Source organism: Rossellomorea sp. DUT-2, from assembly GCF_052665285.1.
The window spans coordinates 358557-374852 of the sequence record NZ_JBQPEO010000001.1 but is presented as its reverse complement, the minus strand read 5'-3'; the positions used below and the strand labels follow the sequence as shown (position 1 = coordinate 374852).

Below are 16296 nucleotides of genomic sequence, written 5' to 3'. Positions count from 1 at the left end.
CTGGAGTTTACGTCAGAATATTAGTAATCGTTTGTAGAATTTTGGCAAAAAGGGGCGACCTCTAATGAAAAAAGCAGAAATTGGAAATGTGATTGAATTTAGAAAAGGTTTAAAAGGTATTGTAGAGAAAGTAAATGAAAACTCGGTTATCGTTGATCTGACGTATATGAAAAATTATCGAGACCTTGAACTGGAAGAAAAAACAGTTGTTAATCATAAAAACTATAAAATAGTTGAAGCATAGTACAATCATCTAAAAGGTGGAGAATAAAACTCCACCTTTTTAAAATGGCTCTTTTCGTAAACATTGTTGCTTTTGAAAAAGCGAGTAGTGGTTGATTTCCGCTCCAGGTGCTCGCTTTCCGCGGGGCGTGAGTTGAGCCTCCTCGGGCTTTGCCCTGCGGGGTCTCAACTTTCCCGCTATTCCCGCAGGAGTCGAGCACCTTCCACTCCAATCAACCTTCTAAGTGTGAGTTTCTTACTATAGACTAATATAAATATCATACACGTTTAGAATACAATATTTTCAAATATGTACAGTCGATTTTAGCTTGTCATAGTAGAAATACTGTTTCTTTCAATTCTTTATTGGCATAAATAAGCTTACTTCCGCAGGAGTCTAGACATTTCCCCTCATCATCTATAACAAAATTTCGTGATAGAGCTTAAAAGTTACAAAAACAATCTATAGAAAAAGGACCACCTCTCTTTTCACAAGAGGTTGCTTACCTTGCGAGCAAAAAGACTTTCTACAAATTTAGGCAATCATGACGATAAATATTTTGTTCCATATGCCTGCTTGATGCTCTCTACATGGACAAACAATAGAAGCTATTTCGTTTTTTTCTATCTATTCTGATATGCATGTAGAATGTGTAGCACAGAGTGGGTTGGAGCGGAAGGCACTTGACTTCCTCCCCGCGGAAAGCAAGTGCCTGGAGCGGAAAGGAACGGTCCAAGTTTTCACACTACCACTCATTCAAAACGTATTTTCTTATTTTGTATTTCGCGCATTTATAGGTGGAAGAGATTCCAAATCAGATATAAGGATGCTCACCGGCCGTACTTACTGTGTGTAAATAGCAATAGTGTTTACGAAAATTCCCTATTAAATTGAGCTCTTAAACAAGAGAAAGGTTTACGGAAATGTCTTTAAGGATACTCTTATAGCATACTGTATCGTAAGGTGGACCCCCGTCATGAATTTAAATATTCACATTGTTAACAAAGCCAGGAAAAGCTTTTGGTTTGTACCCTTTTTATTTTCACTCATCTCATTAGCACTTGCTCTCATCACCTTCTATTTTGATTGGTGGTTGAGTCAGCATAAGTATCCTTTGTTCCCTAAGGTACTGTTTTCCAATTTTGATTTATCCATGACAATCATTAGTACGATTGCGTCTTCGATCATGACCATGACGACGATTACCTTTTCAACAATTATGGTCGTATTAACCACTTTTTTGTCCCAATATTCACCCAGGACCTTGCAGAACTTCATTAATGACCGTCCCACACAACGGGTTCTAGCCATTTTTGTTTCGGGTGTGGTCTACTGCATCACGTTGTTGATTCTCCTTCAGGACGAGTCCGGACAAAAATTATATATTTCTTCGGCCTTTGCCGGTATAGTGGCGATTATTTGTTTATTTGTTTTCGTCTACTTTGTTCATCATGTTTCCAATTGGGTGAAGGTAAGTAATTTAATACATAATATAACAATCAAAACGAATCAAAAAATCGATAATAGTTATTTATATAGAAAGAATGCCATCAATGAACAGCCTTCAACCTTTAATGAGGCGCTCTTTGACGAGACGGAGCCCATTTTGGTGTATAGTGAGCAATCGGGTTACTTACAACAGATCAATATTGAAGGGATGATCAATAAAGCCGCCAAGGATGAAGCAGTTATCCGCATGGTGAAAACACCCGGTGAATACTTACTTGAAGGAACCCCTGTCATGACAGCCTGGACGACGAATAAAGAGATTGATGTAGAAGACTACTTGGAATATCTCGTATTCGGACCTGATAAAGAGCCCATGGAAGACATTGAACTTGGGATAAGAAAGCTGGTTGAAATAGCCTTAAGAGCCATTTCCCCCGCCATCAATGATCCGAATACAGCAAAAAACTGTATAGAAGAAATCGGGATCATTCTATCGAAGCTGGCTAAACACAAGCTTCCAAGCTCTTATTTATCGGATGAAGAAAACAATGTGCGAATCATATTGGAGCAGCCGACCTTTGGCGATTTTCTATACAAGAGTTTTTACCAGTTAAGGCATTACGGCAAGCAGGACATATCCATTATTACAGAAATCCTCCGTTCACTGAGAATGATTGGGGAAAACAACAGCGAAGAAACGAAGCGCATGGTCTGGACGTTTAAAGACTATATTCTCGAAGGAATCGACTATGACAGCCTTCAAAACCTCGACATGCAGTACATTATGAGACATCTGGATGAATTGGCTGCAGCTTGCAGACAAACAAATTGGGATAAGGATGAAGTGCGGAATAAATATTTCCCCGAACAATATAAGACAGGCGACTCTTACCATCATCAGAAAGAAGAGTAATTGGAGCCATGAAAAAACGGATGCCCGAGGCATCCGTTTTTTCTTATTCTTTTCCTTTTTTCCCTTCTGAAAGCTCCTTGAAGGATGATACTTTGCCATGAGGATGCTGTTCCTGTTTTCTTACATTCCACTGTCTTTCTTTTTCGTGTTTTGATTGGGTCATGTTCACCACTCCTTTTTCATTAGTCTCTATTAACATGAGCAGCAGACCCGCATTTTACTCTCACCTCCATGATTATTTATTGGGTTTCATCCAAAGAAGAACGATGAATAATAAGCTCATATATCCAAAAAGCGGGTACAGATAGGACAGAAGTTCACTGTATTCAAAAAAGCTTAACGAATAGATCACGAGGAAGATACCCGTAAAGGTCATTAGGGAAGAACCCTTCCAATAATTCGTTAATTGTTTCTCCAAACCAAATACCCCCCCGATCACGGAAGTGAAAATTTCCCCATAAATGATGATGATATAAATCATATAAAAGCCGGCAACAAAGGATTTCATCACCACTGCCATCGGAATTTGGTATTGTGTCACATTCGGGATCATGACTAAGGTAATATGACTGGAAATGAGAATCAGTGTAAGGAAGAAACCGCCAAGATATCCTCCGTACTTAATGGTATCCCGATCTTTCACTTCTCCGGCAACCGGAACGAGAACAGCCTGAGCCATGGCCAGATTAAAGGCCACGTATGAAAATGGTGCTACCACAGATTTCCATCCATCCTCAGCATGCGGTATCATAAGAAATGCGTCTAAAAAAGCTGCGTTTCGAACTGAATAAACCATCAAAAAGAGATTAAAGACAATCATAAGAGGAACAACGAACGTATTGACTGCAAAAAGCCCTTTGATTCCTACCATCATCGTGATGAAACCGAGTCCGATCGTCAACAGTATCCCTACTTGCTTAGGTAACAAAAGCTGCTCTTGAAAAACAGCCCCGGCTCCTGAAAGCATAACCGCAGAAACCCCGATCAGCATAATCATCATGACGATATTCATGATTTTAGAAAACCATTTCCCAAAAAGATATTCGTTAAACTCTTCAAAGGACTTCGCTTTAATATCATGGGACTTCAACATAATCTTCGTTCCCATTGTAATAAATAAGTAACCGCTCAATAAAATCGCAATAAACCCGACAAAGCCAAATCGGGTGAAAAACTCTACAATTTCCCTGCCGGTGGCAAACCCGGCTCCTATCACAGTACCTACATAAACAGCAGCTATTTGAAACGAACCAGCTAATTTTTTCATCCCATCACCTCTGACAACCTTCTACTTCACCTTATGTACAAGCAGGGAAAATCAGAAGCAAAAAAACATAATTCTTCCGGAACCCAATGAATTCTGTATGTAGGAGAGTACCTGCTAAAAAGGGCAGACGCAACGTATGCGACTGCCCTTTTTTTAGTTTATAGTGATTGATCATCTATTCCATTCAGCCATTGTCTGATCGGTTCAATGACTTTTTCAACTGTCCCTTCCTGGAATGGAGAATCCAGTTTGGCTGCTTCTACAAGCCCGGTGAATGAAAAGCTCCCTCCCAGTTTACAAAGGTCAACATAGGCACCCCACGCTTCCTCACGATTAAGATTCATCTTCTTCCAGAATTGGAATGCACAAATTTGAGCCAATGTGTAATCGATATAATAGAATGGAGAATTATAAATATGGGATTGGCGCTGCCAGAACCCCCCATTTTCCAAGTACGAAATATGGTCGTAGTCCTTATGGGGAAGGTATTCCATTTCAATTTTTCTCCAGGCGGCATTCCGTTCAGACGGGGAAGCTTCAGGGTTCTCATACACAAAATGCTGGAACTCATCAACTGCCACCCCGTAAGGAAGGAATTCTAGTGCTTCACTTAAATGTGAAAATTGATACTTGTCTGTATCCTCTTCGAAGAAATAATTCATCCATGGCCACGTGAAGAACTCCATGCTCATGGAATGAATTTCACACGCTTCATATGTGGGCCAAATATATTCAGGGATATCGAATCCTCTGCTGGAGTAAACCTGGAACGCATGACCTGCTTCATGTGTCAATACATCAATATCCCCTGAGGTCCCATTGAAATTCGAAAAGATATAAGGAGACTCATGGTTTGCAATATATGTGCAGTAGCCGCCTCCAGCTTTTCCTTTCTTCGCTTCCAGATCCATGAGATCATGCTCAATCATGAAATCAAAGAATTCCTTTGTTTCCGGTGACAGCTCTTCGTACATCTTTTTGCCATTATCTATGATCCACTGAGGACTTCCCTTAGGAACCGCGTTTCCGGAAGTAAACTTAAACCCTTCGTCATAAAACTTCATGGATTCTATCCCAATGCGCTTTCCTTGTCTTTCTTTAAGCTCTGTAGCCAGAGGGACGATATGCTTCTTCACTTGATCGCGGAAAACCTTTACCATATCAGGCGTATAATCCGTCCTCGTCATGCGATAGTATCCGAGTTCAACAAAGTTCTTATACCCTAATGTAGTCGCAATCGTGTGACGCAGCTTGACTAACTCATCAAACAGACGATCCAATTCTTCTTGATTCTCTTCAAAGAAAGCAACGGTTGCTTGAGCGGCCTCTCTTCTTGTATCCCGATTGACAGATTGTGTGAAAGGACCCATCTGAGCCAATGTCCTTTCTTCCCCCTCAAAGGGAATCTTTGCAGACGCCATCAGCTTTGTATATTGGGAAGATAACTTATTTTCCTTCTGGAGTAGAGTCACGATGTCAGGTGAAAAAGTCTTCATTTCACTTTCTGCCAAAGCGAATAGCTGCTTTCCCCACTTTTCTTCTAATTCTTTACGATAAGGAGAGTTTACGAGTTCCTGGTAATATTCCGTCACCATTCCGTGAACCTCAGGCATCATTTCATCGATATAATCCTGCTCTTTTTTGTAATACTCATCATTGGTATCGATAGAATGGCGGATATAGCATATATTTTGCATGGTATCGATGTTCAGCCGTATATCATTCAGTTCCTTCATGACATCCACCTGTTCCTGCACATTGGACGCAGACTTGAATTTCCCAAGTAATTGTTGGAAAACAGGTTTAACCTCTTCTAAATTTGGCCTTTCATATGTAAACTGATCAAACTTCATTCCATTGCCTCCTCATAAAATAATCCCGATTATAGTTATTCGACTTTTGATAGAAATTCTCCTGTTTATTGTAGTATCGAATTTCAAGAAATAGGAATATTGGAACCGATGTGAAAGGGACGTGCCCTTAAGACAAAATAAATGCCCCATCTCATAAGAGACGGGGCGAAGGAAGTTCGACTCAATAAGACAAGTCTTTAATCGATAATCCTAATTTCTTCAACATTTCTATCGTTTCTTTCTTCTCATCAGGAGATAGAGCTGACATCAGTTCATGAATTCGATTTTCGTGATTGGGGAATATCTCATCAATTAACTTTCTGCCGTTTTCTGTTATTTGAGCATAAGTAACCCGACGGTCCTTTGGACACGCATTCCGCTTTAGGTAGCCCTTTTGTTCAAGCTTATCCACTACATACGTAATGCTGCCGGAGGCTAATAGAATCTTTCCGCCAATTTGTTGCAAAGGCTGATCTCCCTTATGATAAAGAAGCTCTAGGACGGCAAATTCAGTAGGGTTTAAACCGTTCTCCTGGATGTTTTTATTTATCTCTTCATTTAAGGCTTTGAAAGCTCTTGACAGGACAATGAAAAGTTTTAATGATTGTTTTGTGTCTGGAGTTTCGTTCATTCCATTCATTCCTTTTAAATAAATATCTCAGTTTCAAAATATTATACAGCTAATCCCTATCATTGTCAAACAGGAATCACTGCTCAAAAGTTAATAAACGAAGGGCGTTACGCATATAGCGAACCGCCCTTCGTTTATTGAGATAACGACAAATTAAATTGATTGTCTTGGTTTAAATGTGGATATTGTTGGAGATTATTGTCTCTTGTAAACCTTGAATGGTGAGGGAAAACCTTGGTGAGTAGTCTCAAGAAGCAGTTCGTTTTAATAAGCCCTTAATGTATTGCCCAAATTCGTTTGATGTTTCTTGGAGGGTTAATGACACTACTTTATTTGTGCACTTTTCATAGTCGTTCAAAAGCTGGTCTAATTGCTGACTGCATTTGATCGTCTCCGCTGCACACAACCCTAAACTCTCTCCCAACCCAATCATTTCTGAACGTTTCTGATTAATTCTCATTAATAACCACTTCTGTTTTAGTAGACGACCCATTTCTTATAAACTCCTTTTTAGCTCCTAGCCTTTTTTAAGTAAAATCGTTACTTGAGAATTATCGCAAGTATTATCAGAAAAGTAAATAGATTCGCAAAACAAGACAAAATATCTAGAAATGTATCTTAATTAGACATTTTCCGCCAAATATCTCTTCTACTAAAAACAAAAGGATAGACAATGGTTTCCACCTTTCGCCTACCCAAAAGTTATATTAATAGATTGGTACCCAGCCTTCCTGTGTGACGAAAATACGGACGGCAACTACTTGCTTGTCTTCACTCAATGTAAAATAATGGCGGATGTTTTCAGGAACAGAAATTAAGTCACCCGGGTTTAGATGCACTTCAAAGAAATCACCATCACTTCCTTGAATGACAAATACACCATGTCCATTTACAATAAAACGGACTTCATCATCTGTGTGATGATGCTCCTGTTGGAAATTCCTTAAAAGCTCTTCAAGATTAGGTGTTCGCTCGGAAAGGGAAATCACATCCCAGGCCTGATATCCTCTTCGCTCTGAAATATCTTCTATTTCCTCTTGAAAAACAGAGAGAATTTCCACTTTATCATCTTCTGATAAAGCGTATCGGTCCCTTAGTCCTTCCTCCAGCTTTTCGATATTCCAATGCTCATAAATGACTCCTTGTTCACTTAAGTACTTCACTACTTCTTCCTGATTATCAATGACCTGATTTTTTCCCTGGATTTTGATTGTCGTCATAATCGTATTCCTCCTTTAGTAATTGTTCCCGCGTTCGTTATAGATAAAAGAGTGAGTTGATATTGAAACATAAATTCACAAGCTTCTAATAGTTTCTTCGCTTCAAAACCGGTTCTTCCCCATACTGTAATCCCGTGGTTGCGAATGAGCACTGCCCCTTTGTCTGCTTTAATAAAGGACCGAAACTCCTCGGCAAGCGATGGGATATGAGCATGATTACGAATGATTGGAATGGCCAAAGAATCATCTTCCTCCCATTTATCCCACGCTTTAATTAATTCTTGGTTTCTGAATGTGACGACACCTTCATCCCCATACAGTTCACTGATCACATTATTCGCTACGGTATGGACATGTAAGCTGCATCCTGCTGAGCTTTCTGTAAAAACATGACTGTGCAGCAATGTTTCGGCTGATGGTCGTACAGGAGTATCCTGGATGGCCTCTCCACGTGCATTTACGAGCAGGAAATCTTCTTCGGTTTGCTTCCTTTTATCCTTTCCACTTGCCGTAACCAGGAAAGTAGCCGGGGAAGAACTCACTCGGATCGCAAGGTTCCCGCTCGTTCCCATAAACCAATCCCTCGCTGCCAGTTCCTTTTTAATATCAGCGAGTTCTTCCCATTGAGATTGATAGGAATTCATATTTTCACTCCTCTTTCAATGACGTCCATACAATCGTGGAATGATTCAAACGGATGATAGGGTATTCCTTTTTCTTCACATGTATGTGCCAAATAGTCTCTGGCGATCACAGTATCTCCAAGCTTCGCCATTTCGATATCTGTAACAGAATCCCCTATCACAATGATCTCCGTACCTTTTGTTAAAGACAGCATCCTCAAGATGGAAGGCTTGCAGCATCCACATCCTTTACTTTCACAGTGATCATCGCAAGGATGTGGCCAATGAATCTCTATGGTTGATTCGTTAAAATTTGCTTCATTACAATAAATCCCATTAAAAGGCCCATAATCTTTTAGTAAAGGATGAACAAAGAAGTCTATTCCACCGCTCACGATATACAAAGGAATCTCATGTTCTTTTGTATACTCTACAAACTCCTTAAACCCTTTACGTATGATTGCTGTATCTAATAGATACTGAATAATTCCCTCTTTCTGTGATGAAGGAATAAGTGAAAACAGCTTGCTTACCCCTTCTTTAATGGACAACGACTGATTCAAGATGCCGTCTTTGATAGGTTCCCATTCTGGAGGGGCAAAGGATTTCATCAACGAGATGATATTGTCGGTTTCTGTAATCGTTCCATCAAAATCACAAAAAATGATCGGACGCGTCACTATACCCTTACCTCCTCTCCCCATAGAGATAGTGCTTTACGAAGCTCACCATGGGTATCTGCAGCATCTGTGAGAGTCTCTCCCCTTAAAACTGCCGCAATTGCTTGGACGAATGCCTTTCCCCCTCCAATTGCCCCATCTGGATGGCCATGGATGCCACCCCCTGCATTAATGACACAGTCTACTCCAAAATCCTTCACCAACTGCGGTACAAGCGCAGGATGAATGCCTGCTGACGGTACCGGCAATGCTCTTTTTAGATGATCATCATCCTTCGTTAACTCATGGCTGAGGGACAGGACTTGTTTCTTATCTAATGCGACACTTCCGTATGGAGATGGAAATAAAGAAAAATCAGCTCCGGCCATGCGTAGGAATTTCCCTAACCATAAAGAATAGCTCACACCATATGCAGGAGATGAAGCAACAGCACCTGCAAATGCAGGATGGGCCATAATCGGCAACCTGATCTCAGGGTCCTCCCTCAATTCCTGGAGAACATCCAGGCCATAAGAAAACACATTGAATAAAAGGGCTTGGGCTCCAAGCTCACGTGCTCTTCTTGCTTTATCACGTAATTCTGAAGTCCTTCCTGTCAGGTTTACAGCATACAATGTATTCTTACCTGTCTCTTCATACAGCTCGTGTAACACTTTTTTCCCTATACTGATCCTCTCAGTGAAAGGTGTCAGTGAATTATCAAAGAGAATCTCATCGTCTTTTACTAGGTCAACTCCCCCAAGAGCCTGTGCCCTTAATTGAGTTTCAAGGTAGGTAAGATCCCTGCCGATTACGCCTTTAAAGATGCTCATTAACAGCGGTCTATCTTGTACTCCCGTCAGCTCCCTTATTCCCTCTATTCCAAACCGTGGTCCAGGATAGGCTTTTTTCAATTCACTGGAAAACTCTATATCTACTAATTTCACTTCACCATCCAGGGAAAGCTTGCCGAATACCGTCGTAAGGATGGCCGGGATATCATTGGAATAATTATGACCGGGATAGCCAATCTGCACTTCACCCCGGGAGCCACCTTCCCCTTCCCTCTCCTTCACGGAAACGACTCTCCCCTTGTACTTCCGCAATTGATCCTGTTCCAGGAGAGGTAAGTCCGTCCATGAACCGACCGTCAATCCCAGAGCGATCCCTTCTGCCTTTTTCTCGAATGAACCACTCTTTCCCTTCAGTTCATATGTAGCTATCACTTCACTCATTGATGTCCTGCCTCCTTTTATAATGCTATTTTTAGCCGCAAGTTGATTTCATAAGCCTGGGCAAACAAAAAAACCTCTTCCAAATAAGAAGAGGTTTGATAAAGTCACTCTTTCTTATCTGCCAGCATTATCGCTGCAAGAATTAGCACCGTGCTTGAATAAGTCGGTTGCCGGGCTTCATTGGGCTGGTCCCTCCGCCTGCTCTTGATAAGAATTTCATTATTCATTATTTCAGTTGGATTATTGCACCAATTTCAACTTCTGTCAATCCCTTTTGTGGAACAATTCTAAATTTTCTATACGCGAAATCGCTTCTTTTATCCGCTCGTTTGTGGTTAATAGTCCTACACGTACATACCCTTCTCCGAATTCTCCAAAGCCTACACCCGGGGCTACAGCGACTTTGATTTTTTCAAGTAAATAAGTAGAGAACTCTACAGAGCTGAATCCATCAGGTACTTTTAACCAGGCGAAGAAGGAACCTTGTGGAGCTTTTACATCCCACCCTATATCCTGAAGTCCGGAGATTAATAGTTTTCTCCTTTCTTCGTATGTTGAAACCAGTGCATCTACACATTCCTGGGAACTTAAAAGGGCAGTGGTAGCCGCTTCTTGAATAGCACCGAACAGACTCACATATAAGTGATCTTGCAGGAGGTTGATCGCTTCTATGACACTTTTATTCCCTACTGCAAACCCCACTCTCCAGCCAGCCATATTATACGTTTTCGATAATGTATAAATCTCAATCCCCACATCCCTTGCTCCATCAGTTTCCAAGAAGCTCATGGGCTTATTTCCATCAAACCCAATAGCTCCATAGGCAAAATCATGTACAACACATATATCATGCTGATTGGCAAGAGTGACTGTTTCTTCAAAGAATGATTTTGTGGCGATAGCTCCAGTAGGGTTATTAGGGTAGTTCAGAAACATTAGCTTCGCATTTTCGAGCTCATTACGGGAGTGTTCACGATAATCAGGCAGGAATCCATTCTCCTCTCGTAGTGGCATTTTAATCATTCGAGCTTCTGCCAATGCTACCCCTGATAAATAATCGGGATAACCGGGATCGGGCACCAATACCCCATCACCAGGATTCAATAAACATTGAGGGATTTCAACTAACCCGGCTTTTCCTCCGAACAGAACGGCTACCTCTGTTTCCGGGTCTAATTCCACACCATATTCACGCAGGTAGAAAGCCGCAATCGCCTCTTTAAAGGACGATAAGCCGCGAAATGGAGGATACTTATGATTGGACGGGGAAGCTGCTGCTTCTGTCAATTTCTCCACAATATGTGGAGGAGTCGGTTGATCCGGATTTCCCTGGCCCAAATTAATGACATCATGTCCCTCTTTGACCACAGCATTCACTGTTTTTGCGAGGGATGCGAAAAATTGTTCAGGTAATAAATCTAATCGTTTTGCCTTACCAAAGGTTTTCATACACTCACCCACTACATTTTTTTGAAAATTAATTACTTTCAAATTCTAGTCACAAATGATATAACGGGAAATAAAGAATGTAAAGGATTAAATTCCAAAAAGTCATTAATGAGGTGAAAGAAATGATTCAAAAGATAGGTCTTGCTCAGATGGATATTGTGTTCGGACACCCGGAAGAAAACAAGAAAAAAGTAGAGAACTGGGTGAAAAAAGCAAGTGACGACGGCTGTAATACGGTTGTGCTCCCAGAGCTGTGGACGACTGGATATGACCTTACAAGAATGGATGAAATCGCTGATGAAGGAGCAAAGGATTCAACCTCCTTCCTGTCTGCCCTGTCAAAGAAATATTCCATTCACATTGTAGGTGGTTCTGTTGCACAGAAAACGCAGGATGGGGTATCCAACACCCTTTTAGTTACGAATTCAAAGGGCGAGTTGGTGAAAAAGTATTCGAAACTCCACTTGTTTAAGCTGATGGAGGAACATCATTATTTACTTCCTGGGCATGAAGATGGCATCTTTACCCTACAAGACACAAAGATGGCCGGATTGATTTGTTACGACATCCGTTTCCCGGAATGGTTCAGAAAACAAGTTCTACTAGGTGCCAAGGTTGTTTATGTCGTAGCAGAGTGGCCGGCAGCACGAATTGATCACTGGCAGACCCTCTTAAGGGCAAGAGCGATTGAAAATCAATGCTTCGTGATCGCCTGCAACCGGGTGGGAAGCGACCCGAACAATGAATTTGGGGGTTGCTCCCTCATCATCGATCCCTGGGGAGAAATTCTTTCAAAGGGATCAAAAACGGAAGAATTGGTTTCAGCTGAAATCAATTTACAGGAAGTGGATCGAGTCCGAAAACAGATTCCGATATTCCAGGATCGAAGACCGGATTTTTATTAAAAAGGTTCTTTTTTCAAAAAAACGTTGACATGGAAAATACTTCGATGGTACTATTCAAATCAAATGAAACATTCTGAAAGTTCAATTAAATAGTTTACGCAACTCTTATCAAGAGCTGGCTGAGGGATTTGGCCCTATGAAGCCCAGCAACCGACCATAATTCCGTTGTAAAACGGGGCGCAGCATGCGCCGGATTGAATGATCCAGTAAGGCACGGTGCTAATTCCAACAGAAAGATTGTCTTTCTGAGAGATAAGAGGCGACGAAGATATCTTCTTCAAGCCTCTTTCGAACATGGAAAGAGGCTTTTCTTATGCCACGGAAAAGCCTCCACAACACAGTCTCCATGTGACTGTACTATAAGGAGGAACGACAATGGCGATTACGAAACTCAATGCATATCAACCACTTACTGAAAAGTCGGCAACTGCGCTGGCAATTGGCTTAAGGATTTTTGAAGACAGCACTCTCTTAACGTGTGAAGAAATTGGAGACGGGAATTTAAATCTGGTCTTTCGTGTATTAGAACGGGAATCAGGTAAAGGAATCATCATCAAACAAGCCCTTCCATATGCGAAGGTTGTAGGCGAAAGCTGGCCGTTGACAATCGAACGGGCAAGAATAGAAGCGAGTGCCCTAAAGCTTCAGCGATCATTTGTAGGGGATCTCGTTCCTGAAGTGTACTACTCTGATCCGACACTTGCGATTACAGTCATGGAAGATTTGAGCGCACTGACCATTGCCCGGGCCGGCCTTATCAAAGGAGAAAAGTATCCCCAGCTCTCCCATGACATTGGAACATTTTTAGCTAATACCTTATATTTCACCTCTGATTATGCCCTTCATCCTTTTAAGAAAAAGGAATACGTGAAAGAATTTTCAAATCCTGAGCTGTGCAAAATCACGGAGGACCTTGTATTCACGGATCCATTCTTCAATAGTGAAACCAATGAATTTGAAGAAGAGCTTTCCCGGGACGTCCAACATTTATGGGATGATTTCACCTTGAAACTCGAAGTGGCCAAATTGAAAAAGAGCTTTCTTACTGAAGGAGAGGCCCTTCTTCATGGAGACCTTCATACGGGAAGCATCTTTGTAGATCAGAATCAAACGAAAGTGATTGATCCCGAGTTTGCCTTTTATGGACCGATTGGCTTTGATATCGGGCAGTTCCTTGCCAACCTTATTTTCCAGGCCGTTTCAAAACCTGATGAGGAGGAAACGATTCTCTATCACATCGAGAATACGTGGAACGTCTTCTCCACTGCGTTCTCCCGCCATTGGAAAGAAAGCGGAGACGCCTACACAAAAGTGAATGGCTACCTTGAATATGTATTGGAGAAGAGCTTCCAGGAGAGCATCGGCTTTGCAGGATGTGAATGCATCAGAAGAACGATAGGCCTCGCTCATGTTGAAGATTTGGATGCTATCCCGGATAAAGAACGAAGATTACAGGCAAAACGGACCTGCTTGACACTCGGTAAGGAACTCATTATTAAACGAAAACAGATCCATTCGATCGAAGAGCTCCTATCCGTAATAAAGTCCCATTCTGAATAACCAAAAGGAGATTATCATGACACAAACATTGTCCATTCCAACTTCACTAGAATGGCATGAAGATTATTTACTGATTCTTAATCAACAAAAATTGCCTAACATAGTTGAATACATTAAACTGACGACCATTGAAGAGTATTATGATGCGATTATCACACTGAAAGTGAGAGGTGCACCTGCCATTGGCCTTACGGCTGCTTACGGTTTAGCCCAATCTGCATGTCAGTATGAAGTGAAAACGTTAGAGGGATTCATCGATCTGTTTCAACGCGAGAAAAAATATCTCGCCGCTTCACGTCCTACAGCAGTCAACCTGGTTTGGGCTTTGAACCGGTTGGAAAAGGTATTAGAGACAGTTTCTTCTGTTAATGAAGCGAAAACCAATCTACTCCATGCTGCCATCCAGCTTCATGCAGAAGACGAGGCAGTGTGCCGTCATATAGGGGAAAATGGATTGAGTATATTGAAGGATAAACAAATCGTAATGACCATCTGTAATGCCGGGAGCATTGCAACGAGTAAATACGGTACTGCATTGGCCCCTTTTCATTTAGGAAGAGAAAAAGGAAAAGCATTTCAGGTTTATGCATGTGAGACACGGCCCGTTCTGCAGGGAGCCCGCCTGACCGCTTGGGAGTTACAGCAATCAGGGGTAGATGTCACCCTCATCACAGATAGCATGGCTGCCCATACAATGAAGGAAAAAGGTGTAGAGGCCGTCATTGTCGGGGCTGACCGGATTTCTGCAAACGGGGATACGGCAAATAAAATCGGAACGTCCACGCTTGCCATTTTATGTAAACATTTTAATATACCCTTTTATGTCGCTGCTCCTTCTTCTACTTTCGATCTTTCCAGCTTAGACGGAGACGATATTCCCATAGAAGAGCGTAACCGGGAAGAAATCACAATGATCGCCGGGACGTTGATCGCTCCAGAGAACGTTCATGTTTATAATCCTGCATTCGATGTTACACCTCATGAACTGATTACCGGCATCATCACGGAAAAAGGTGTCCTGTATCCTTGCTTCGAGGATAGTATCCAACAAACCATAGGTATTGAACAATAGCCGAAAAGAAGAGCACGAGATTCCTGCTCTTCTTTTGACTTTCATATTATTACCCCTATAACTTTGTCGAGGCCCACATTTCCCTAGGATTCACTTCATAAATGCTATTTTCCCGATACATAAACTGATGAATGATAAATTCTCTTCTTAAGGTTGCAAAGTCTTCATGAAATTGCTGAATATATTCATTCAAATTTTTCTCCTTATATTTTTCTCCCACTTTTAATCCTTCCACCATATGCTCGAGGATGTATAATTTCTTTTTTTGTTGCGAAGGAATATTTTTAATTCGCCCATTTTTCTCCAGGAAATTATTCATCACCTTCTGCTTTTCTTTCATTCGTTTTTCTTCCATCATACTGTCCCCTTTCTCATCATGAGCGAACTGATGAAGAACACTCCCATGATGACTCAGTACCTTTTTATTCAAATAGTAGTAAACCGTGTTCTTCTCTCTTCGTGAATAAACAAGATTGCACTCTTTGAGTTTCGTTAGATGATGGGATATTGTAGGGGCGGTGAGTCCTAGTTTTCCCGCAATCGCTCCTACGTGCAGTCTTTCTGATGCCAATAAATAGACAATCTTGATCCGGGTCGGGTCCCCCATCGTTTTATGAAAAGCTACCTGCTTACTTAATTGCAACAGGTCCCCCCCTTTCTATTTAGATTAGTATCTAATTAGATACTAATCTAAATAGCGGGAAAAATCAATCACTAATAAAAAAACAGGCCTTCTCCTTATGGAAAATGCCTGTAACTGAATCTATTTTTCTAACAACAGTAAGGTTTGTTTCTTATCCACCTGCTTACCGGCATAGCCTGTCAGTGTGTTATTCTTTCCGATGACACGGTGACATGGGATGATGATGGGAAATCGATTGGCTTTATTCGCTTGTCCCACTGCCCTTACAGCTTTTGGTCTTTGAATCGCTAGGGCTACATCCTGGTAAGACCAGGTTTCACCAAAAGGAATCTCCTGCAGGATGTTCCATACTTCTTTCTGAAAAGCTGTTCCTTCTATCTTTAAAGGAAGATCAAATTCTTTTCTCTCTCCTTTAAAGAATTGGCTGATTTGTTCTTGTGCAACCTTTAATATCGGATGATCCGTGTCAGAATTCGCTTTCCCTTCATCTTCTACAAATTGTACCGAAATAAGATGGCTCTGATCTGCATGAAGCTCTAATTTCCCAATCGGGCTCTCCATCACAATTGCATGAAATGACATTTTACAGGACTC

17 protein-coding genes and 2 riboswitches are annotated in these 16296 nt (G+C 41.3%); of the genes, 5 read left to right on the top strand and 12 right to left on the bottom strand.

Features of this window, described 5'->3' with window-relative positions:
* Nucleotides 1–64: 64 nt before the first annotated feature.
* Both ACOSV2_RS01955 and ACOSV2_RS01950 read left to right on the top strand, forming a co-directional pair.
* Entirely contained in the window at nucleotides 65–244 is a 180-nt protein-coding gene (locus ACOSV2_RS01955; RefSeq protein WP_113968422.1) for a YkvS family protein, read from the top strand.
* Nucleotides 245–1199: 955 nt separating this feature from the next.
* Nucleotides 1200–2585, top strand: a complete 1386-nt coding sequence (locus ACOSV2_RS01950; protein WP_428973735.1) for a DUF2254 domain-containing protein — start codon at nucleotides 1200–1202, stop codon at nucleotides 2583–2585.
* 43 nt (nucleotides 2586–2628) lie between these two features.
* Here ACOSV2_RS01950 and ACOSV2_RS01945 read toward each other — a convergent pair whose 3' ends face one another.
* The 10 genes from ACOSV2_RS01945 to ACOSV2_RS01900 form a co-directional block, all read right to left on the bottom strand.
* Nucleotides 2629–2748: a DUF6254 family protein gene (locus tag ACOSV2_RS01945; RefSeq protein ID WP_220154054.1), complete on the bottom strand. Its 120-nt coding sequence runs from the start codon at nucleotides 2746–2748 to the stop codon at nucleotides 2629–2631.
* 72 nt (nucleotides 2749–2820) lie between these two features.
* Nucleotides 2821–3852: a YkvI family membrane protein gene (locus ACOSV2_RS01940; protein ID WP_428973734.1), complete on the bottom strand. Its 1032-nt coding sequence runs from the start codon at nucleotides 3850–3852 to the stop codon at nucleotides 2821–2823.
* 158 nt (nucleotides 3853–4010) lie between these two features.
* Nucleotides 4011–5705, bottom strand: a complete 1695-nt coding sequence (locus ACOSV2_RS01935; protein WP_428973733.1) for a M3 family oligoendopeptidase — start codon at nucleotides 5703–5705, stop codon at nucleotides 4011–4013.
* Nucleotides 5706–5886: 181 nt separating this feature from the next.
* Entirely contained in the window at nucleotides 5887–6345 is a 459-nt protein-coding gene (locus ACOSV2_RS01930) for a MarR family winged helix-turn-helix transcriptional regulator (protein ID WP_397553838.1), read from the bottom strand.
* A gap of 238 nt (nucleotides 6346–6583) precedes the next feature.
* Entirely contained in the window at nucleotides 6584–6829 is a 246-nt protein-coding gene (locus tag ACOSV2_RS01925; protein ID WP_397553837.1) for an aspartyl-phosphate phosphatase Spo0E family protein, read from the bottom strand.
* A gap of 214 nt (nucleotides 6830–7043) precedes the next feature.
* Nucleotides 7044–7556, bottom strand: a complete 513-nt coding sequence (locus ACOSV2_RS01920; RefSeq protein ID WP_428973732.1) for a 1,2-dihydroxy-3-keto-5-methylthiopentene dioxygenase — start codon at nucleotides 7554–7556, stop codon at nucleotides 7044–7046.
* Entirely contained in the window at nucleotides 7553–8200 is a 648-nt protein-coding gene (locus tag ACOSV2_RS01915; protein ID WP_428973731.1) for a methylthioribulose 1-phosphate dehydratase, read from the bottom strand. Before ACOSV2_RS01915 ends, ACOSV2_RS01920 begins: the two co-directional genes overlap by 4 nt.
* Nucleotides 8197–8859, bottom strand: a complete 663-nt coding sequence (locus ACOSV2_RS01910) for a 2-hydroxy-3-keto-5-methylthiopentenyl-1-phosphate phosphatase (protein ID WP_428973730.1) — start codon at nucleotides 8857–8859, stop codon at nucleotides 8197–8199. The genes ACOSV2_RS01915 and ACOSV2_RS01910 overlap by 4 nt, the downstream gene beginning before the upstream one ends.
* A complete protein-coding gene (locus tag ACOSV2_RS01905) occupies nucleotides 8859–10073 on the bottom strand; it encodes a 2,3-diketo-5-methylthiopentyl-1-phosphate enolase (RefSeq protein ID WP_428973729.1) in 1215 nt (404 codons plus the stop codon). Before ACOSV2_RS01905 ends, ACOSV2_RS01910 begins: the two co-directional genes overlap by 1 nt.
* A gap of 111 nt (nucleotides 10074–10184) precedes the next feature.
* Nucleotides 10185–10287, bottom strand: a riboswitch (SAM riboswitch).
* A 50-nt stretch (nucleotides 10288–10337) separates the two neighbouring features.
* On the bottom strand, nucleotides 10338–11522 hold the full coding sequence (locus tag ACOSV2_RS01900; protein ID WP_428973728.1) for a pyridoxal phosphate-dependent aminotransferase: 1185 nt from the start codon (nucleotides 11520–11522) through the stop codon (nucleotides 10338–10340).
* 122 nt (nucleotides 11523–11644) lie between these two features.
* Between ACOSV2_RS01900 and ACOSV2_RS01895 the strand changes: the two genes are divergently transcribed.
* From ACOSV2_RS01895 to mtnA, 3 genes are all read left to right on the top strand, one after another.
* Nucleotides 11645–12427, top strand: coding sequence for a carbon-nitrogen family hydrolase (locus ACOSV2_RS01895; protein WP_428973727.1), 783 nt, complete (start codon nucleotides 11645–11647; stop codon nucleotides 12425–12427).
* Nucleotides 12428–12529: 102 nt separating this feature from the next.
* A riboswitch (SAM riboswitch) is annotated at nucleotides 12530–12686 on the top strand.
* A gap of 116 nt (nucleotides 12687–12802) precedes the next feature.
* Nucleotides 12803–13987: an S-methyl-5-thioribose kinase gene (mtnK, locus tag ACOSV2_RS01890; RefSeq protein ID WP_428973726.1), complete on the top strand. Its 1185-nt coding sequence runs from the start codon at nucleotides 12803–12805 to the stop codon at nucleotides 13985–13987.
* A gap of 16 nt (nucleotides 13988–14003) precedes the next feature.
* Complete coding sequence (mtnA, locus tag ACOSV2_RS01885) at nucleotides 14004–15059, top strand: S-methyl-5-thioribose-1-phosphate isomerase (RefSeq protein WP_428973725.1); 1056 nt, start codon at nucleotides 14004–14006, stop codon at nucleotides 15057–15059.
* Nucleotides 15060–15114: 55 nt separating this feature from the next.
* On the opposite strand, the gene ACOSV2_RS01880 is transcribed toward mtnA, so the two are convergent.
* On the bottom strand, nucleotides 15115–15702 hold the full coding sequence (locus ACOSV2_RS01880; protein WP_428973724.1) for a DUF2087 domain-containing protein: 588 nt from the start codon (nucleotides 15700–15702) through the stop codon (nucleotides 15115–15117).
* Nucleotides 15703–15822: 120 nt separating this feature from the next.
* On the bottom strand, nucleotides 15823–16284 hold the full coding sequence (locus tag ACOSV2_RS01875) for a methylated-DNA--[protein]-cysteine S-methyltransferase (protein WP_428973723.1): 462 nt from the start codon (nucleotides 16282–16284) through the stop codon (nucleotides 15823–15825).
* Nucleotides 16285–16296 lie beyond the last annotated feature (12 nt).